Here is an 18,165-nt window from a genome sequence, read left to right on the forward strand (position 1 = left end):
CTTAATGGAGTTTAAGGAACCCGCCTTGGCGCAGCTCCAGTAAGGAATCATCTGTGGTTGGCAGCGCCCCGTTATCGGTGCTGTTGCCCGTGCCGAAGCCGTCGAGCAGTTCCAGTGTGACCTGCCCCGCCGACAGCGGGTAGTTGCGCAGTTCGGTGGCCTCATAGGCATCGGGCGCCAGCACGGCCCGACCCTGCACCCGCACCTCATCCAGGCGGAATACCAGCGTAAGCTGCTCATGTAGCCAGTCTGGCAGCCCGGCCGTTTCCAGCACCAGCTGCCGTCGCACCGCGGAAGAAAGCATCGTCGGTACCCCGCTGCTGGAGCGGTGCACGGTGGCGTCGCTGGCCGGCTTGCGGCGGAAAAAGGTCCCCGGCAGCCGCAACCGGCCCTGCATGCCGGTTGTCCACACCATACCGAAGGCGTTGTCGCGGTTGCGGTACTCTACTACCACCGTGTTGTGGTGCTCAGCAGCCAGGTGCAGCGGTTCGGAGACGGCTACTACGTCGGCTTCGGTCGCATCGGTGCCCCGCAGCTTTACCTGGTAGTCGCCGGCGGCCAGCCCGGATAGGTTCAGCACCGCTTCCCAGACGTTGAAGTCCACAATGTCCAGCTGCCAGCGGGCACTGATGTCGCCGGCGGCCGGTGCCCATGGGCGAGTCAGCACCAACACCTGCTCGCCATCCAGCCAAGCTACTTCCCGCACGCGGTAGGTGCCCGATGCACCACCGTTGAGCGTAAGCCGCCCGGCTCGGCGCAACGACGGCGGCAGCGCCCCGGCTTCGGCTATCAATGCGGTGAGCCCACCGCTATACTCGCGCAGCGATACAGCCAATGGATCAGACAGCCCAGTCAGGCGCTGTACCAGTACCAGCGGCTGGGTACGCACCAGTTGGCCGGTTTGGGGCCGGTAGATTTCGGCCTGAACCGCCGTAAAATCGGTGTGCACCTGCAGGGCAAGCAGGTCGCAGAACTGTACTTTCTGCCGGAACAACGGCCGCAGCTGCTGGCCAGGACGGGTCTGGTGGCAGAACAGCGTATTATCCAGCGTCTCAAACACTGCGCAGGTATCGGTAGCCTGCTCCAGCACGAACCGGAGCGGGTTCAGGCGCGGCACCCTGAAGACCGGTTTGCGTACCGGCGGGGCGTAGGTGCAGCTCCCATCCTCGTAGCGGGCGTTTGGGTTGAAGTTGTTGGCGGCCCGGTCGGTGCAGCCACCGACAACGGCGGCTACCAGCCGAAATTCCTGTTCCAGGATCTGGGCCGGGGCAGAGCTGTCGGTTACGCGGGCCAGGTAGGTGGCCGGCGCGGTCAGGCCGGTTACTTCTACCCACCCGTCGTTGTTGAGCTGCCCGGTGCGGGCCGGGCCGGGGCCAATGATTTCGTAATTCAGCGGGGCCGTGCCGCCGGTGGTGTCCAGCTGCACCCGGCCGGTGGTCTGGCCTGGAGCCGGCGAAAACGGCGTTACCCGTTCCCAGGCCAGCGCGCCGAAGCCGCACTCGGTGGCGTTCGGGGTATCCTGCGGGGTGATGAGGCCGCCGCCTACGTGGATATAGGCCCGGCGGGTGGTGCCGAAGCATTCCGCATGTACCTCGCCCAGCACCTCAACATCTTCCGGAATCGGGTCGGTACTACCTTGCCCGGTATAGCGGGAAAACCGCGGGTTCTGGCTGCCGTCGCGGTACAGTATGGTGCGCGTAACCGTATCGAAGTCCCACGTCTCGACGAAGTAGAGTTCGGAGGAAATCTGCGGGTCCGGGTCCTGCACGACCTGATCAAAGGTGTAGGCGGTGCGGTAGCGTTTGTAAGCCATTACGCGGAAGGGGTATGGCAGCGCAGCAGGGTAAAATCAGCCTGCTCGCGGCTCAGCGTGTGTTTGAAATCCAGCAGCCAGCCTTCCTGCCACTGCCCGCGCTCATCCTGGAACCGCACCCGGCCCCGTGGATTAGCCAGCACAGCGGCGGCCTGGGCCCGTGTACAGGGCGCGGTAAACTCCCAGGACTGCGCCCGCCACAACGGCTCGCCGAGGGCGGCTACCGGGATGTCAGCGTGTTCGGCTACTGCTGTTTCGCCCGGCAAGCGGGTGCTGAGCGTGTTGTTGCCTTCCCCGAAGCTGAAGCGCAGCCGGCGGCCCTGCTGGTAGCGCAGTCCGGCGGCCAGAGCAGGGCCGTGGCGGCGCAACATGCGGGCGGGGGAGAGGCGTAGGTTGTAGGCGGTATCCGGAGAATACAGCCCCGACACCTCGGCAAACAGTTGGTTGCGCTCGGTCTGAAACGTACCCAGCGGGGCCCGCAGCAGGCAGATCAGGAAGTTCTCGTTGTCGCTGCCGGTATCAGTGGTAGCGGTGGCATCGTAGCGCTGCCGGCGGGTGCTTTCCAGGTAAAAGCCAGCCGTAATGTAGTTGCCCACGGCATCGTAGGTGGCCTGCGGCTGCACCAGGGGGAGTGCCCATTCGCGGGTGGCGTTGAACTCGTCCAGCCCGTTCAGGCGCTGGGTTTGCCACTTCTGCCAGCCGGCTTTGGCCGTAATGTAGGTGCGGTCCGGTAGTTCTTTCAGCAGCAGATTGCTGATGAGTGTGCCAGCCGTATCCGGCAGGTAGTCCTGCACCGGGGCGGCCAGCGTCAGCACGACCTGTTCGGCATAGAAGTAGCTGGCCTGCTCTACCCGCAGCACTTCCGCGCCATCCGGTAGCCGTTCGGTGCCGTAGCCCAGCCAGTGCGCGGCATAGAGCGAGTCGAACAGGTCTTTCCAGGTAGCGTACAATGATTTAAGCAGGAGCGGGAACCCGCGCACCTGGAAGCCGCTGGTTACCAGCAGCAGGCTGCCCGGGCCGTCGGCGGGGTAGGCAGGCACCGTATCGGTGCGGCCGTAGAAAGTGCTGCGCAACGCCACCGGCTGGTCGGTCAAGGCCTGGGCAAGCCGGTCCAGCGCCTCATACACCAACAGCCCGGCCGCCGGGGTCGGGTCGGTCTGCGTATCAGCCTGCATGCGGAAATAGGAGCCGGGCTGCATCTCCAGCAGCACCGTAAACTGGTACGGACCAATGGCGGGGCCGCTGATGTCGTAGACGTGCAGGCGGCCGTACAGGTAAATCCGGTCGCCGATGTTCAGCGGACGGGTGATACGGTAGGCGGCTGTCAGCTGCTTGCGGTACTCGCCGGCAATGCCAGCGTCCTGAAAGGAAAACAACTCGATTGGCGGCTCGTCGTTCAGGCGGAAATACACCTTGCCCTCGGCTTTGTCAAAGTCCCCTTTGCCGTTCTGCCGCTGAATCCGCAGCAAACACTGAATATTGAAATCGATGCTGAACAGCCCCCGTTCCTGGGTGGTGTACACCGGCACTTCTGGATTTGTATCTGGCATGGTGACGGTACCAGCGTAGGTTTCCTGTACGCCGAACTCATCTACCACGGCTGAGCCAAACCCAAAGTACATCACCTTAAAGCGGCTGTTACCGTCGGTCACGTAGTCGGGGAATGGAGGAACAGGGGAGTCGGGTGTGATAACCTCATACCGCTGCCGAATAGCTTTGCTGTGCAGTTCTATTGTAGTGGGTGCAAACGCAGGTAGAGCTTTACCGCTTACCGACTCGCGGCCCAATAGGTCCACGGTGGTATCTTCCCGGTTCAGGAACTTCTGCGTGAAGCCTGGCTTCTCAACAAGGCACCGAAACTCGGTGGCGGTCTGCGTAGCACCGCTCATATTGATACGGCCCTGGTAGTAGGTTTCCCAGCAGAACGTGTTGGGGTCGTACACTTCTACCAGTAGATCTATTTCCGCCTCGGGGCCAGCTATATCCAGCACCTGGGTCAGGTAGGCGCGGCCCTCTTTCACGAAGCCTAATTCCACCATATACTCAGTGGAAAGCCCGTGGTATTTCGGGTCGCGGTGCAGCGTAACGCCCATTTCTTCCCAGCCGATCGGGTCGGTGCTCTGCCGTTGCGGGCCTAGTAGTTCGCTCAGCAGGGTAAAGCGCAGAAGGGTCTGGTTTTGGTCTAACATTATTGTATGTAAAATACATACAATATTTTCACGAAAGCAAAGGGGTTGATTGCTGAATAATATTGTATGTATTTTACATACATGAGCAATGCAATTAATTACTCCGACTTATTTGATGGACTAGGCCCGGGTGCTCAGGAGCTCTTGGATTTTAGCAAATCAGTACAGGGGCTCAACCGCAACTACCGGGCGTTTGCCAAAAATTTGGATTCCGATGCGCAACGTATTGCAGCCGGAATGGCGGCTATTCTAACGTCAACCCAAGGGCTTCAGACGCAAACTCAACAAGTCAATATTACCAATAAGCAAAGCCGGGCGGGGTTGGATGAGATGAATGCTGCTCTGACTAGATTGGCTCAGGAGCAGGAGCGATACAAAGCTGCGTTAGCTGGCTTGCAAACGGTACGCCGCAACGCCAAAGAAGGCACCGACGAACTGACCAGGAGTTTACGTGAGCAGCAGGTCGCCCTAAAGGCCGCGTTTGCAGCCAAGGACGTAGAAGGAGCGCGCCTAGCAGCTCAACGCATCTTGGAGCTTAAAACCGAAACTCAAGAGCTAAGCCGGGCCCTACGTGGTACCAGTAGCGTATTCACCGCTACGCAGGGCAGTTATCGGGCATTAGAAGCCGAGGCACGTCGGTTGGACGAGCAACTCAAATCCTTAGAGGGTGGCATAGAGGGCAACAGCGAAGAAGCGCAACAGTTGAAAAAACGGTTGGGCGAAATCAATAAAGCACTCATTGATTTTGGGCAAGGTGTCAACAATGGCCGAGCCAACGTAGGCCGGTATGCCGAGAGCCTACGCGAGAGTATTTCCGCCTTAATGCAGCAGCAGCGCAGCCTGGAAGCGGATAGCCAAGCGTTGCGCACGCAGGCGCGGGCAACAGGGCTTTCCGTTGAGCAACAGGAAAAGCTGCAGCAGGAATTGCGCAACACCGATACAGAGTTAGAGAAGGTCAACGGCGAGTTGCGCAGCTACGGCGTGGGCGTGCAGCAGAGTCAGCAGCATACCAGCGGCTTTGCCACCACCACGCAGAAAGCAGAGGCGGGGCTGTTGGGTTTCCTGGGTTCTACTGTATCCGCCTATGCCGGCTTGCAGGCCCTGAGCCAGGCGGTGGGCGCGGCCTATGATGACTACCTTGCGTTTGAAGCAGCGCAGAGCAGTCTGGCTGCCATTACCGGCGCGACGGGCAAGGACTTGGAGTTCTTTGCCGATGCCGCCCTGCGCATTGGCCCGGCAATGGGCAAGTCGGGCGCTGACACACTCAAAGCCTTTGAGTTGATTGGTAGCGCCCAGCCGGACCTGCTTAAGAGCAAAGAGGGGTTGGTGGCCGTGACCGAACAGGCGCTGCTCTTGGCGTCTGCTTCCGGTGAGGCGTTGCCGGATGCAGCTGATTCCCTCACCTCTGTGATGAACCAGTTCGGGGCCACGGCCCAGCAGGCCGGCCGCTACGTCAACACGTTGGCTGCAGGGGCCAAGGAGGGCGCAGCGACGATTGCCCAAACGGCTGCGAGTCTCAAATACGCCGGGGTGAATGCGGCCTCAGCAAACCTGAGTATTGAGCAGACCGTGGCCTTGGTACAAACGCTCGCTGAACGCAGCATCAAGGGCGAGCAGGCGGGTGTGAACCTGCGCAACGTACTGGCCAAGCTCGCGAGTGGGGCGCGGGAGACCAACCCCGAAGTCGTCGGCTTGGAAAAGGCGTTGGACACGCTGGGCAAGCGCAACCTGAGCACGGCCCAGTACACCAAGCTGTTTGGGCTGGAAAACGCCAACGCGGCCAAGATATTGGTTGAGGGGCGCGAGAAGGTGCGTAGCCTTACCACGGCCCTGACCGGCACGCAGACGGCCACCGAGCAGGCCAGCAAACAGATGGATAACGCAGCGGCAGCGGGTACTCGCCTGAAAACGGTGCTGCTCAGTGCGGGTTCTTCGTTCCTGCGTGGCTTTTCGCCCCTGTTCAAGGATGCGGCCAACGGGCTGGCTGACTTCGTAGCGCGGCTGACGGGGCTGAAAAAGACGGTGGAAGAGCAGGTGCAGGTATCGAGTCGGTTAATTCAGGCCAACCAGCAGCAGGCCGCCTCTGCCCAGCAGCTGTTGACTCGCTATGAGGAGCTAACGGCGAACGGCGTGAAGCCCACCACCGCCGAGAAAAAGGAGTTGGATAGCATTACACTGAAGCTAAAGGATACGCTTGGGGAAAGCGTTGTTGCTATTTCGAAAGAGACAGGGGCACTTCAGTTGAATAAAGAGGCCGTGCGCGAAGCCATTAAGCAGCGGCTCCTACTTGCGAATCAGGAGGCCAGCAGTTTGGTGCTCAAAGCAGAAGCGGTGAAAAACGACCGAATTGCCAAGGAAAAGGAGTTGACCAGAACGTTGAAAATTCAACTGCAAACCCGGCAGCAGCAGTTGGAAGCGGCAGGTATCAAGTATGCCCAGCGAGAAGCGCAGGGCCTGTTAGGCAGTAGTAAAAAGGTATTCACGCGCATATCTGATGGTAAAGCGCCTGTGTTCAATCCGAGAAGCAAGATCTCGGTAGCTGAGAACACAGCTATTACAAATTATACTTTCACCCAAAACGACCTAACCGCCTCCACCCGCCGCCTCAGCGAAGCCCAAGCCGAGTACAACCGCTACATGGCCGAGTTAAAGCGGCTTGGTTTTGACGCGGCCTTTATCCAGAAAACTCTCGCTGGGGCCACCGACGCCACCGCCAAGGCCACAAAGGACAACACCCAAGCCGCCGAAGAAAATGCGGCCGTACTAGACCGCAACGCCAAAGCCCAAGCAGAAGCCCGCAAAGCCCGTTTACAAGAGCAGGTGCAGCAGCAGGAACGCTTGATTGCTCAGGCTAAAAAAGCCCAGGAAGAAGCTGGGCGACTGTTTGAGGCTAAAAACCTGAACGGGGAAGCCTACACATCCCAGATCCGGGGTCTGCAGGATCAAATCGTCTCCGCTGAGCGCAAAGCGTCGGGCCTCCGCATCCGCATCATTGGCGAAGAGGCCACCGCTAAAAACGCGGAAATCAGTAACGAGCTGACCGGGATTAAAAACAAGCGCAACGTCTCCAATGCGGAGGTGCTGGATGCCGAGAAAGCCGCCTCGGCAAAACGGCTGGTAGTGGTGCGGGAAACGCGCATAGCCGTGCAGAAAGAGCTAGACAGCTTGCAGGAGCGCGTAACGGTGCCTGTGCTGGAGTTCAAGGTCAACGGCATTAACCCCGATGACTTAGCCAAGGTAGAGCGCGAACTAGACCTGAGCAGCGAGCGGGCCCTGAAACGCATGCAGGATGATGTGGACGAGCGCAAACGCTTATACGACCAGGACGCGGCCAATAAACAGGCGGCAGAAGAGCGGAAGCGGCAAATCGAGCAAGCCAGTATCAATTTGGCGTTCCAAGGCTTAGAGGCCTATGCACAGATACAGGCCGGACGCAATGCAACTATCCTAGATAATTTGGAGCAACAGAAACAGGCGGAACTGGCAATAGCCGGGGAAAATGCGGAGTTGCGAGCACAGATTGAAACGCAGTTTGATGCACGAATCCGGGCTGCCAAGCGGAAGGATGCCCAGGATAAGCGGCAAGCCGCGCTATTTGAAATTGGGCTTTCTACCGCCGTGGCCGTGGCGAAGTCGTTTGCGGAAAGTCCGGCCACCTTTGGCCTACCCTTTAGTGCGTTTGCCTTGGCGGCTGGTGCATTGCAGGTGGCTACCGTATTGGCTCAGCCGTTGCCGCAGTACTTCGTAGGCCGCGACGGTGGCCCGGCTGAATGGGCCTGGGTAGGTGAAAAGGGTCCGGAATTGGTGACCATGCCCAGCGGCCAAGCTCAGCTGTTCAGTCAGCCCACCGTAACGTATCTACCGGCAGGGGCCGACGTACACACGGCCGACAAAACTCGGCAGTTGCTGGCCTCTGTACCCCGACTACGGGAGCCCGCGGCTGTAGCCCAGCAGTATTCTCAGCAATACGCCCGCATGCTGATAGGAGGTGCCCAACAGATAGCGCAAGCGCAACCACTGCAACAGGATACGGCCGGGGAATTGCGGGATGCCCTAGCCCTGCAAACCGAGCAACTCATCCGCGCCCTGCACGAACGACCAGAGCAGCGGCTCACGGATCGGGGCTGGGAGCTGTTTACCAAGCGGGGAGAAAACACCACGCGGTACATTAATAAGCTGTATCGACGGAATGGGTAGCAGGAGAACTAATTTATAGGGCTACAACCGTGTCACTGCCTGATATGAAAAACACTTCCTTCGTCGACTCGACAATAAACTCGATAGAGTCACGCTTATCGGCAGGGCCTTCGGCTCTACCTCCGGTGAAAGTATGCACGACAGAGTACCCTCCTTTTATCGGCTTTGCCCTACTCGCTAGCGGTGTGTAGGATGGCGCCCGTAGCAGCCGAGCAGCTGCCTGTTCGGCTGCTGTTACTGCCTGCTTTTCAGGAGAAGGAGCACAACTGCTAAATAAGAAAAGAATTAGTACAGTGTATTTCATCGCCCACAAACTACAAAAAAGCCCCGACCTGTTGGCCGGGGCTTTTTTACTTCCTGTTCTCTCGCTTAATCTGTTCAGTAACATGTTCTACCCGTGAGTGAAACTGAAATAGTGTAAGCTTTTCCGGCTCAGGTGTACCATTCTGTGCTAACACGGCGCAAAGCTGTCCAAAAGCCCGGCGTTGCAATACTAGGGTGTTCTGTGGGTCTCCAGTCTCAAATATATCTGGCTCCATCATATCCAGTAGTGCATTGTCCATGTCTTCGATGGTTTGTAACGCAGCCTGATCTGAGCCTAAAATAAGGTCGCAGAGAGCCAAGGCGCGCCGCTTCAAATGCGAGGCACGCAGCAACTCATCTGCATCGTCAGCAAAGCGAGCAGGAAAATGCACGGCTAATTCCTCTCTGAACGCATTTCGCGCAGCCTTCAACGCCTCCATAGTATGTGCATCTGTCAGGCCAAGTGTATCCAAGTGGCTTAGCAATGCGTGTAAGCCATCTTCTGTAATATCCATGGCAGGTTCACCATCTACGCTGGCCACTAGCACGGCGAAAGCCAAGCGCGTAGGCGAATAGTGTGTCTCGGCGAAATGACGGGCATAGTGAGCATTGCTGAGTGCCAGGAACTGCTGCTGCTCTTTACCCGGCCGACTGCCAAAGTAAGCTGCTAACTGCTCGTGGCGTTGGGCGTCAGCTTCCGTTGCGCCCACACCTGCTTGCAAAGCAGCATAACACTGATATTCCAAGTGCCGAGCGGCGGGTAGTTCCAGAATAGATTGGTAATACTGCAGTTGGTGGTTATTACCAAGGGAGAGGGTACGCATTTAGAGAGGTTTGATGTACTGTTGATAGTTTTCGTGGCCATCCAGAAAGCGCACAAAGCCCAGTCGCTGGTAAAGAGTGCGGGCTTTCTCGTTTTCGTGGTGCACCGTGAGGCCCACGGTTTCAAAGCGCAGGGCCCGGCATACGGCGAAAGCCCGGCCCAGCAGTAGGGAGCCCAGCCCTCGGCCCTGGTAAGCTTCCTGCACGTACACCGCCCGTATCCACCCGGCCGAATCTTCTACATCCAGACACAGCTGCGCGACGCATGGGCCGCCGGCGTAGCGGGCCTGGATATAGACGGTATTGGGCTTGTCTACATCGATTTTCGACCAGAAAAGGGATAGGGTAGGCTTCAGTATTGTATGTATTTTAAATACAATATGGGTAAAAAAAAGGCGCTACAGCAACTTAGTAGGAAGTATCAAGGGGTAGACTTTTGAATACCCAGACGGCGAGCCTCGTCATGCATCAACAGCTTCATAAGAGTGGCCACTTTAGTGCCTCTGGCTTTAGCAACAGCTTCAAACAGTTCTTTTTCATCAGGCTCTACCTGAATGCCTATCTGTGGCTTCCTTGATTTGTCATCTTGTTTCATGGGCGTGTAGCTCGTCAGGATGTAATGTAAATGTAGTGCAAACTTAATAATATACTAGTAATTCATATTGATAATACTTGTTTACAAATAATTTACTAGTATATTTGAAGTAAATAAGAAAGAGGCCAGTCCCGGCAAGGACTGACCTCCGATTTTCCAAACAGCCCCGGCAAGGGCTATTCATCAAAACACACCCTAAAGTTATGGAAACTACCGTAACGACCGGCGGAAGCCAGGTTTATGATCCTGCCTTCTGGGCCAACCTGCACGCGCTGCGTCAGAACCTCATTGCCAGTGCCAATTCGCGCTATTTTACGCAAGAGGAAAAGAGTACAGTCCGATTTAATGCAGAATCGTGTACCAATCAATCCCAACTTCGCAAGTGGATTGATCAGTTGGAAACGATGGAGTCACAACGTCGGAAAATATTCGTGCCGATGTGGTTCGAAGATAACAGTACCGTGTTTTTGCTTAAGAAAGTGTCCTCTGCTGATTGACCATGAGCAAGTGCCAAGAAAAATGGCAATGCACTTTCCAACAGGTTGCGCTGTCCTTTTTAAGGAAGCCACTATCAAGGGTCTTGATAGTGGCTTCAATGCTGCACCACTTTGTTTGTCAACAAGCATAAACCCACCCAATGCCATGCGTGAACTGGTAGTAAAAAATTACAACGGCTTTCCGATTGAGTTCGAAATGATCAATGGCCAGCTGATGGCCAACGCCACAGCTATGTGCGCTATCTTCGGAAAACGGCCTGCTCACTGGCTCGACTTAGAAGGCACGAAGCGATATATCAAGGCATTAGACGCAAGGTCGGGAATCCCGACACCGACCAATGAGTCGGTGTCGGGATTCCCGACACCGACCTCAAAGTCTGAATTTCGCACTTTGGTTGAGGTGCGAAACGGCGGCACTAATTATGGCACCTGGATACATGAGCGGCTGATCTTGAAACTGGCCCAGTGGTTGAATGTGGACTTTGAAATTCAATGCGACGAATGGGTGGCTGAGTTGTTGCGCACTGGGCAGGTCGAACTAATGCCAGCACAACCTACTGTGCCCGCTGTGCAGTCCCAGGCTGAGTTAATTCTGATGCTAGCCCAGCAGAACGTCGAGACGGAACGACGGATGGTAGCGCTGGAAGAGAAGGTGCAAGAAGTAGTAGCCAAGGTTACCACCACCAACGTGGACTATTATACGGTAGCTGGGTACGCCTCTCTTCACCGTCTACGCATGACCCCTGACCAAGCCAATACATATGGCCGGCAAGCAGCTGCCCTTAGTCGGGCCCACGGCTACGCGGTAACAAAGGTGCATGATAGTCGCTATGGGCATGTGAATAACTACCACCAAGACATTCTTGCGCAGGTAATGCGAGTACAACGTCAATTAGCTGCTTGAGTAGTATGCCTGCCAAACTCACAACCGCACAGTTTATTGAAAAGGCCCGTGCAGTGCATGGGCCTTTGTATGACTACTCGCAAGTTGTGTATCATGACAGTAAGAGTAAGGTTGCTATTACCTGCCTGGCACACGGGGTATTTTATCAGAGCCCGAATTGCCATCTGTCTGGACAAAATTGCCCAAGCTGTAGTATCAATACCTATAAAATAAATAATACTGTATGTGCCACAAGTTTTATCGAAAGGGCCATTAAAGTGCACGGTAATATTTATGATTACAAAAATACAATATACATAGATGCGACTACTTTAGTAGAAATAAGATGTGCTGTTCATGGATTATTCAAACAAAAACCGGCTAAGCATTTACGGGGTCATGGTTGCGGAAAATGCGGCAATAGTAGATTGACTTCATTATCAGCGAAAAACACAGGGTCATTCATCGAACATGCTAGGAAGCGACATGGCGATTTTTATGACTACAGCCAAGTTCAATACGTTAACGCGCGTACTAAAATAGTGATAGTTTGCCCAAATCATGGACCTTTTGAGCAGCTTCCAGGCCACCATACAGCTAAGGCAGGATGCCCAATGTGTATGCGAGATGTTCGCAGATGTGTCAAAAATAGCTGGATGGCTAAACAGCGAGGCAGGCAAGCTATATTTTACATTGTTGAGTTGGAAGGTGAAGGCGAAAAGTTTTATAAGACGGGTATCACATATAATATAAAAAAGAGATTTGAGTCAGGAGAAAAGTCCTACAAGGTGTCTGTAATGTTTAAATATGCGTCATTAGATTCCGGCCTTATTTATGATTTAGAAGATGAGGTTTTAAATAAATTCAAGCATTTACGCTATCGTCCTGCAAAACTATTTTCTGGTCATACAGAGTGCTTTTTTGATGTGTCGCCAATCATCATGCTTTTGAATGGCCGGTTCAACAGCTAGTACGTATGGTCTTTTGTGTGTGTATTTTACATACATTTACAGTGTGACTAGGCTTGAATATATCGCCACTAGCCTCGCTAGACTCCCCGCTGTCTTAGCAGAGCAGGTTGAGCAGACTATACACGAAAACGCCGCTTTTTTAGAGGATGCCAATACTGCTCAGCTGGCGCAAGGGAAAAGAGCTGATGGAAGCGAGATACTGCCAGAGTATAGCCCTTTAACACTGGCAATTAAACAATTACAAGGCAGGTCAACGCATGTTACTCTTTACGATGAGGGTGATTTTTATAGCTCTGTAAAAGCTCAACTCACAGGCGATAAGGGCTTCGAAATGATAGCTACCGATTCCAAGGCCAGGGCTCTTGAATCAAAGTATGGCGATGATATTTTAGGGTTAAGCGAGGAGGCATTAGATGAATTTAAAACTTCATACATCAAGCCCGATTTACAGCAGAAAACCCGCGACACCCTCGGCTTATGAGCAACGCTACCCCAGAATTTAAGGAGTTCAACAACGGCACCGAGTTCATGGCCCAGCAGATCTGGATTGATGATAAGGGGCTGGTTGCGGGTGGTATTGGGGTATGGGAATGGGCCCAGGCATCTGCCGTGCTGGGGCCTACTGAGCCGCGCATCTTTCCGGATGCTCAATACCCGGTCTGCTCGGTGCTCTGGGGTGGCCAGCATCTGCATATCCGGGCCGATTTCAAACAGGTGCTCACTGCTTATCTGCGCTACAAACAGCGCTATGGTGGCCAGTACATTCGTCTTTTAGCCAACTAGCCTGATGGTTTCTTACTCTACCCCCACCGCGCCCACGCTGCCCAACCCGGTCGGTCTGGACGCCGAAATTCAGCGTCTGCAACTGCTGCTGGCCCAGCGGCTTACCTGGTTGCAGGTGAGCTATGGCAAGGCCTTCCGGCATAGCGAGAAGCGCGACGGCAAAACGGTGTACCTACCCAAGGTATACGCCGGGGCCGGCGAGTACCGTGACGTGTTGCCCAACGACAACGTGCAGGCCCAAGGCTTCTTTCTCCCCCGCGACCCAGCGGTGACCGACCTGCGCGAGCCGACGCCGGGCACCTTACCGCTAACCCAGGGTATCGAATGGATATTTTGGGGGAATCTGCAGCGTATTTTTTCTCCAGAAGAGCATCAATACGATGGTATAATTCTTCAAGAAGTTTTACGTGTATTCACGGGTGCTGGTACTCTAGTGCAGCGGGTGTACACCTCGTTCGATGAGGTATTTCGCGGCTTCACTACCGACTTGGTAGCAGCGCCAGTACTGCAGCACCCATACGCCGGCTTCCGCATTCAGCTGGAACTGCATACCCCCAATGTACTATGCTGAGCGAGTTGTTTTCGTTGGTGGTGCTGGTGGCCCTCACATCGGCCTGCTTGTTGATGTGCTTTGAGAAGTGGGGCTGGTTGCGAGCCTGGGAGGTGTTTGGGCCCCGCTGGTTTCCTCGTTGTGACTTCTGCGCAGGATTTCATGTGAGTTGGCCCCTACTCGTTGTGCTAGTAGCCGTACTGAGGCTGCCGTGGTGGTGGGTGGTCGGGGCCTTACCAGCAGCGGCGTTGTGCCGGTTCGTATTTTCTTTGCGGTAAGTGGGCTGGCCTTTGATCTGCTTTAGGGCAATAGTGAGGTCGGCGTATTCGGGGGTAATGTCGGCACCGGTAGCATCTTTGCCGCTGGCCAGTTGCGCGGTGTTAGCATCTTCCAGGAAGGCCGTGTTGTCGCGCACCGTATCTTCTACCTGCTGATCCAGCATCCGTGGCAGCCGCTCAAATGCCCGGGCAAGGAAGTCGAGCCGGGCACTCATCCGATGCTTTTAAACTTCACAGCCCCAGGTTTCGGTGCGCAGGGTAGGCAGGTAGCAGACACCCCTGAAATATCCACGTCCAGCGCTTTCAGCGTGCGGCTCAGCTGGGTAAGCAGGCCTGGTTGGCCATCAGTGCGGTTGTTGAGTTCCATCAACGCCAACGCCTTCGTTTTATCAGCCAAACCGTTGTCGCGGGTGGAGTAGGCCATTAGGCTCAGCAGGTTCACGGCGAGCTGCTCGCGTACGGCCGCCGCGAAGCTGGGCAACTGGCCAGCCAGCCGCTGGGTCAGGTCGCAGGTAGCTTCCAGCCGCAGGTTCAGGCCCCAGTTGGTGTTGCTCTGATAGGTAATGTCATCCGACAACGGAGCCTGCAAAAACGGCAGCACCTGCACGTACGGGCTCCATTTATCATACTGCACATAAGCGTTACCGCAGCACTGGCCGGGGCGCTGCTGCAGGTTCTGCTCCAGGCGGATAGCCTGCCCGCTCAACTCATCCTCATAGTACCCAAAATACCAGGTGCCGCCGTTCTTGCTGGCCAGATCGATGGGCGTGGTGAGCGGGCTCCACTCGAAATACACCCGGTCGGTGCGGGGCAGGTCCAGTTCAGCCACGGGGGCGGCCATATCGGAGCTGTGCAGCACCACCAGCTTGAAGTTCGGCTCCCGCTCGGTGAACTGGGTGCCGACTGCCGTTACCCGCACGCCGATATCCTGCATGCCCGGCCGCATCCGGAGCGCCAAGCCAACGAAGCGGCCCTGCCGGATAATCTTGTCCCGATACGCGCCGCTGGCCTCTGTCAGCGGCAAGTCCTGGAGCAGGCGCTTACCGGTGCTCGTCAGCTGCTTCTGCTCGCGAAACGACTGCAGCACCTTGGTAGCAGCGGTTATACGGGCGGTTTTCAGGAAGTCGGGAAACGCGGCGGCCGGCATCTGCGGGGCCGCTTGCTGAATGTTGCGTAGCGTCAGCAGCGGATGCACATCCTGCACGGCCAGCTCCCCTTCAGGGGCCAACAGATCATTAGGCAGGCTGGTCGGCTCATCCGGCGCACCAGCAACGGGCCGGTAGCCGATGGTAGTAGCAAGCAGGGCGGCGAGGGTGAGGGTATTAAACATGGCGGGAAGGATGAAAAGGTAAAATGCCCGTCCCGCATCCGGGACGGGCATTTATCACAAATAGCACTCTCAAGCTGGCCCTAAGCGGCAGCTTTCTGCTCCACCTTCACGATGGGGAAGTAGCGGCCGGCCGCATCCGAGTTGTAGGCTTTCACGAAGCATACATCGAAGCTCCACTCGTACGACTCGACGGCGGTACGGGTGAGGGCCTGCAGGTTCTGGCCTGCCAGGGGAGCCGACTGATCCGAGCAATCGGCCCGGTAAAACAGGCCCATGGTGCCCAGACCGGGCACGTCCTGGGTAGTCCACTCGCGCACAGGGTTGTCAGCACCGCCGTGCACTACACCACGGGCGCAGTCGGGGTCTACGCGGGTTTCCAGGCCCACAGCACCATCCGCTACCAGGTACATGGTGGCACGGTTGCCGGTGCCAGGCAGGATGCGGTTGGAGCGGAAGAACTGGCCTACACCATCCAGCACGTAGCTCAGGTCGCCGTCGCTGGTCTGGCCAGCCCCTTCAATGGCCCGCACATCAGCCATGGCCATCGGGTTGGTCAGCACGTCGGGAGTACCACCCAAATCCATCGTTTCCAGGATGGATTCGATGTAGTTGTAGAACTCTTTCCGCTCGGCATCGGGCACCTGCAGCGCATCGGCCACCTCGGGGTAGTAGGCGGTGATGGCAGCAGGGTAGTACTGGTTTTTAGCCAGCTCCAACTGATCCACGCACTGCGTGTCGAGGAACTCCATCGTTTTAAGGCGACGGGCCTCAAACTGGCGATAGAACGTGTCCTCATAGCTGATATCGTTGTTGATATGCTGCGAGGGAATCATTGGGAAACCGAAAGCCACCGTGGCGAAGGTGAACGTCACCAGCTTTGAGTTCAGGCCGCCTACCTGCACGGCGCAGGTGCGCACGTTAGACAGGGTGGGGTTTTCATAGTCGATAACCGGAGCCTGCACAGTGTTGCCGAACGAGTTTTGCAGGGCCTCGCGCAGCTCGGGCGTCATAATGCCGGTGGGCGAGGCGGTCTGCTTGCGGTACAGCTGCAGCGCGCCGTAGTTGGAGCCGCGCAGCTCCAGGCTGTCGAGGCCGCCGTTCGGACGCCGACGGTAGCGGGTACGGACGGCCTGTTTGAGGGTTTGAGCGATGGAGGGCATCGTCGTAGAAGGGGTAAGGTGAAAAGATGAAAACAGGGGTGCCAGGTCGTCCCGTAACCAGTGGCAGGTAAGCGTATGCGTATTGGCCGGCGGCGCACGTCTCATGTGCGCCGCCGACAGTATCTGTTAGCGCAGGGGCAGGCCCGCGCCGAATTTGTCGTAGGCTTCGTCGTATTCTTTCGAGCCTTCGGCCAGGCCGAATTCTTTCAGCCAGTCCATTAGCTGGCCCTGGTTTTTCACGGTAGCCGGCAACGTAGCGGGTAAAGCAGACGGCTTGCGGCCGCCCTGGCCACCAGCGCCACCTTGTCCACCGGCCCCGCCGCCCTGACCTTGGTGGCCGGCATCTACCACGTCCTTCAGGATGTCGGCCAGGATGTCGGCGGCAGTGGCTGGGAGGCTTTTATCGTTCAGCACCGTTTTGCCGTCCTTGACATACACCACGGTTGTAGAGCCATCTACATTCTTCTGCTCTTTGGCCATGCTGATGATGGACTGGGTAGCATTATCTACCAGCACCTTCACCACCGACTCTTTCACCGACGGGTCGAACTTGATACCACGCACACCGTCGCGGATATCCAGCATGACGTCTTTCTGGAACAGCTTGGTATCCTTGTCGGTCAGGTCCTTCTGGTACTGCTCTTCTTTTTTTTGCAGAGCTTCCAGCTGGGCCTTCATCGTTTCGTTGCCGTTGCCATCGGCAATGGTTTTTTCCAGGTCGAGAATCTTCTGCTGCAGCGGGGTAGTATCCTCCTTGAACTTGCCGATGACGCGCTTCGCGTAGTCGTAAGTGCGTTCCGTAGGGTTGCGGGCAATGCCAGAGGTATCGAAGATGTCCTTGTCGAGGCCATCATAGATTTCCTTGGTTTTGGTGCCGATAAAGCTGGTTTCTTCGTCGGCTGTGCGGGCTACGTAGCCCAGCTTTTTTACGCCGCCTACGACGTGGTCTTTCAGGGCCGGATTCGCGGCAATAGCGGCGTCCAATTCCTCGGGGGTAAAGGTGTTGTCGGTGATGGCCATACTTCAGTCTCGTAGAAGTGGTGAGGGTGGGATAATTAAGCAGCCGCTTTGAAATCGGCTGCTGTATGAATGAAGTCGCGGCCTTCGGGGCCGTCCAGGGTGTAAAATGTTTTACCGCCATCCGTGCTGAACGCATCCGATTGGCGTCTGCTCTGCCACATCGGTTTACCCGATTCGTAGCTCACGTCCATCCATTCTTCTGGATTGTTAGTGAGCGGCCCCAGGGGCTGAAAACGGGCCAGCTTCTCAAACAGGTCCAGCGTCTGGGCATGGGAGCCGCCGGAATGACCTTGATAGGAGAGTACCTGCACCAACTGCATTACCGAATTGGCAACCTCCCCACCGTAATCAGCAGTCTCATCCCAAAGGCCAGCTGCTTTGAGTTCGGCACGGGCGTGCAGCACCAGATTGCTTTCGTTCTGCTGCTCCAGTGCCGGTGCGCTACCCTGCACCCACATCGGAGGCTGGGTGTGGCCGGACAGCAGACCAACGGTAACACAGTGCGTCTGATTGATGCTGATCAATTCTTCGGGCCCTAACTGCCACTGGCTGATGCACTGGCCGTCATCGGTGCGAAGAATCGGGAGGGAGCAGCACTCTTCGTCGGTCATGTTGGCCGGCTTCTGGAGCACTGCGTTGGCTTCGGGGAAGTTGATAGGAGTTGCCATGCGAATGGGGAAATGGCTGTGAAACAGGTACTCTGACTTTACTATGCGGGTGGGACGGAAGGGCCGGCTCCGGAAGTCCCACCCGCGTGGAACCGGCCCCGGTCAC

Annotated in this window: 17 protein-coding genes; 7 read left to right on the forward strand and 10 right to left on the reverse strand. The window is 56.5% G+C overall.

Features of this window, described 5'->3' with window-relative positions:
* Window position 1: 1 nt before the first annotated feature.
* Both EI290_RS16040 and EI290_RS16045 read right to left on the reverse strand, forming a co-directional pair.
* Complete coding sequence (locus EI290_RS16040) at window positions 2–1,813, reverse strand: hypothetical protein (protein ID WP_125432451.1); 1,812 nt, start codon at window positions 1,811–1,813, stop codon at window positions 2–4.
* Entirely contained in the window at window positions 1,813–4,002 is a 2,190-nt protein-coding gene (locus EI290_RS16045; RefSeq protein WP_125432453.1) for a hypothetical protein, read from the reverse strand. The genes EI290_RS16040 and EI290_RS16045 overlap by 1 nt, the downstream gene beginning before the upstream one ends.
* An 81-nt stretch (window positions 4,003–4,083) precedes the next feature.
* Here EI290_RS16045 and EI290_RS16050 point away from each other — a divergent pair, with 81 nt between their 5' ends.
* Window positions 4,084–8,199 (forward strand): phage tail tape measure protein, encoded by a 4,116-nt coding sequence (locus EI290_RS16050; protein ID WP_185817030.1) that lies wholly within the window; start codon window positions 4,084–4,086, stop codon window positions 8,197–8,199.
* A 350-nt stretch (window positions 8,200–8,549) separates the two neighbouring features.
* Here EI290_RS16050 and EI290_RS16055 read toward each other — a convergent pair whose 3' ends face one another.
* The 3 genes from EI290_RS16055 to EI290_RS22480 are packed head-to-tail and all read right to left on the reverse strand — an operon-like array spanning window position 8,550 to window position 9,919.
* Window positions 8,550–9,326, reverse strand: coding sequence for a hypothetical protein (locus tag EI290_RS16055; RefSeq protein ID WP_125432457.1), 777 nt, complete (start codon window positions 9,324–9,326; stop codon window positions 8,550–8,552).
* Window positions 9,327–9,704, reverse strand: coding sequence for a GNAT family N-acetyltransferase (locus EI290_RS22765; protein ID WP_125432459.1), 378 nt, complete (start codon window positions 9,702–9,704; stop codon window positions 9,327–9,329).
* A 41-nt stretch (window positions 9,705–9,745) separates the two neighbouring features.
* A complete protein-coding gene (locus EI290_RS22480) occupies window positions 9,746–9,919 on the reverse strand; it encodes a hypothetical protein (protein WP_185817031.1) in 174 nt (57 codons plus the stop codon).
* Window positions 9,920–10,122: 203 nt separating this feature from the next.
* On the opposite strand from EI290_RS22480, the gene EI290_RS22485 reads away from it, so the two are divergent.
* Genes EI290_RS22485 through EI290_RS16085 form a run of 6 tightly spaced genes read left to right on the forward strand, consistent with a single transcriptional unit; the run spans window position 10,123 to window position 13,624 of the window.
* Window positions 10,123–10,416, forward strand: a complete 294-nt coding sequence (locus tag EI290_RS22485) for a hypothetical protein (protein WP_185817032.1) — start codon at window positions 10,123–10,125, stop codon at window positions 10,414–10,416.
* Window positions 10,417–10,438: 22 nt separating this feature from the next.
* Window positions 10,439–11,320 carry a KilA-N domain-containing protein gene (locus tag EI290_RS16065; protein ID WP_185817033.1) on the forward strand — a complete coding sequence of 294 codons (882 nt, stop codon included), beginning with the start codon at window positions 10,439–10,441 and terminating at the stop codon, window positions 11,318–11,320.
* Window positions 11,321–11,325: 5 nt separating this feature from the next.
* The gene (locus tag EI290_RS16070) at window positions 11,326–12,270 is read left to right on the forward strand and encodes a GIY-YIG nuclease family protein (RefSeq protein WP_125432463.1); all 945 of its coding nucleotides are present in this window, start codon (window positions 11,326–11,328) and stop codon (window positions 12,268–12,270) included.
* 43 nt (window positions 12,271–12,313) lie between these two features.
* A complete protein-coding gene (locus EI290_RS16075) occupies window positions 12,314–12,751 on the forward strand; it encodes a hypothetical protein (RefSeq protein WP_125432465.1) in 438 nt (145 codons plus the stop codon).
* Window positions 12,748–13,053, forward strand: coding sequence for a hypothetical protein (locus EI290_RS16080; protein WP_125432467.1), 306 nt, complete (start codon window positions 12,748–12,750; stop codon window positions 13,051–13,053). Before EI290_RS16075 ends, EI290_RS16080 begins: the two co-directional genes overlap by 4 nt.
* Before the next feature lie 4 nt (window positions 13,054–13,057).
* Window positions 13,058–13,624, forward strand: coding sequence for a hypothetical protein (locus EI290_RS16085; protein ID WP_125432469.1), 567 nt, complete (start codon window positions 13,058–13,060; stop codon window positions 13,622–13,624).
* A 139-nt stretch (window positions 13,625–13,763) separates the two neighbouring features.
* Here the strand turns inward: EI290_RS16085 and EI290_RS16090 are convergent, their stop codons facing one another.
* The 5 genes from EI290_RS16090 to EI290_RS16110 form a co-directional block, all read right to left on the reverse strand.
* On the reverse strand, window positions 13,764–14,096 hold the full coding sequence (locus tag EI290_RS16090; protein ID WP_125432471.1) for a hypothetical protein: 333 nt from the start codon (window positions 14,094–14,096) through the stop codon (window positions 13,764–13,766).
* Window positions 14,093–15,211 carry a hypothetical protein gene (locus EI290_RS16095; protein WP_125432473.1) on the reverse strand — a complete coding sequence of 373 codons (1,119 nt, stop codon included), beginning with the start codon at window positions 15,209–15,211 and terminating at the stop codon, window positions 14,093–14,095. The genes EI290_RS16090 and EI290_RS16095 overlap by 4 nt, the downstream gene beginning before the upstream one ends.
* Window positions 15,212–15,291: 80 nt before the next feature.
* Complete coding sequence (locus EI290_RS16100) at window positions 15,292–16,371, reverse strand: hypothetical protein (RefSeq protein WP_125432475.1); 1,080 nt, start codon at window positions 16,369–16,371, stop codon at window positions 15,292–15,294.
* A gap of 126 nt (window positions 16,372–16,497) precedes the next feature.
* On the reverse strand, window positions 16,498–17,391 hold the full coding sequence (locus EI290_RS16105) for a hypothetical protein (RefSeq protein WP_125432477.1): 894 nt from the start codon (window positions 17,389–17,391) through the stop codon (window positions 16,498–16,500).
* A gap of 35 nt (window positions 17,392–17,426) precedes the next feature.
* Window positions 17,427–18,059: a hypothetical protein gene (locus tag EI290_RS16110; protein ID WP_125432479.1), complete on the reverse strand. Its 633-nt coding sequence runs from the start codon at window positions 18,057–18,059 to the stop codon at window positions 17,427–17,429.
* Window positions 18,060–18,165: the final 106 nt, after the last annotated feature.

The sequence above is a fragment of the Hymenobacter metallilatus genome (genome assembly GCF_003944705.1).
GTDB classification, from domain to species: Bacteria; Bacteroidota; Bacteroidia; order Cytophagales; family Hymenobacteraceae; genus Hymenobacter; species Hymenobacter metallilatus.

Bases quoted from the DNA above. Each gene is read 5' to 3' on its own strand.
- EI290_RS16080 (WP_125432467.1), top strand. From the start codon at position 12,748: ATGAGCAACGCTACCCCAGAATTTAAGGAGTTCAACAACGGCACCGAG.
- EI290_RS16040 (WP_125432451.1), bottom strand. From the start codon at position 1,813: ATGGCTTACAAACGCTACCGCACCGCCTACACCTTTGATCAGGTCGTG.
- EI290_RS22485 (WP_185817032.1), top strand. From the start codon at position 10,123: ATGGAAACTACCGTAACGACCGGCGGAAGCCAGGTTTATGATCCTGCC.
- EI290_RS16105 (WP_125432477.1), bottom strand. From the start codon at position 17,391: ATGGCCATCACCGACAACACCTTTACCCCCGAGGAATTGGACGCCGCT.
- EI290_RS16050 (WP_185817030.1), top strand. From the start codon at position 4,084: ATGAGCAATGCAATTAATTACTCCGACTTATTTGATGGACTAGGCCCG.
- EI290_RS16065 (WP_185817033.1), top strand. From the start codon at position 10,439: ATGGCAATGCACTTTCCAACAGGTTGCGCTGTCCTTTTTAAGGAAGCC.
- EI290_RS16045 (WP_125432453.1), bottom strand. From the start codon at position 4,002: ATGTTAGACCAAAACCAGACCCTTCTGCGCTTTACCCTGCTGAGCGAA.
- EI290_RS16110 (WP_125432479.1), bottom strand. From the start codon at position 18,059: ATGGCAACTCCTATCAACTTCCCCGAAGCCAACGCAGTGCTCCAGAAG.
- EI290_RS16095 (WP_125432473.1), bottom strand. From the start codon at position 15,211: ATGTTTAATACCCTCACCCTCGCCGCCCTGCTTGCTACTACCATCGGC.
- EI290_RS16100 (WP_125432475.1), bottom strand. From the start codon at position 16,371: ATGCCCTCCATCGCTCAAACCCTCAAACAGGCCGTCCGTACCCGCTAC.
- EI290_RS16085 (WP_125432469.1), top strand. From the start codon at position 13,058: ATGGTTTCTTACTCTACCCCCACCGCGCCCACGCTGCCCAACCCGGTC.
- EI290_RS16070 (WP_125432463.1), top strand. From the start codon at position 11,326: ATGCCTGCCAAACTCACAACCGCACAGTTTATTGAAAAGGCCCGTGCA.
- EI290_RS16090 (WP_125432471.1), bottom strand. From the start codon at position 14,096: ATGAGTGCCCGGCTCGACTTCCTTGCCCGGGCATTTGAGCGGCTGCCA.
- EI290_RS16055 (WP_125432457.1), bottom strand. From the start codon at position 9,326: ATGCGTACCCTCTCCCTTGGTAATAACCACCAACTGCAGTATTACCAA.
- EI290_RS22480 (WP_185817031.1), bottom strand. From the start codon at position 9,919: ATGAAACAAGATGACAAATCAAGGAAGCCACAGATAGGCATTCAGGTA.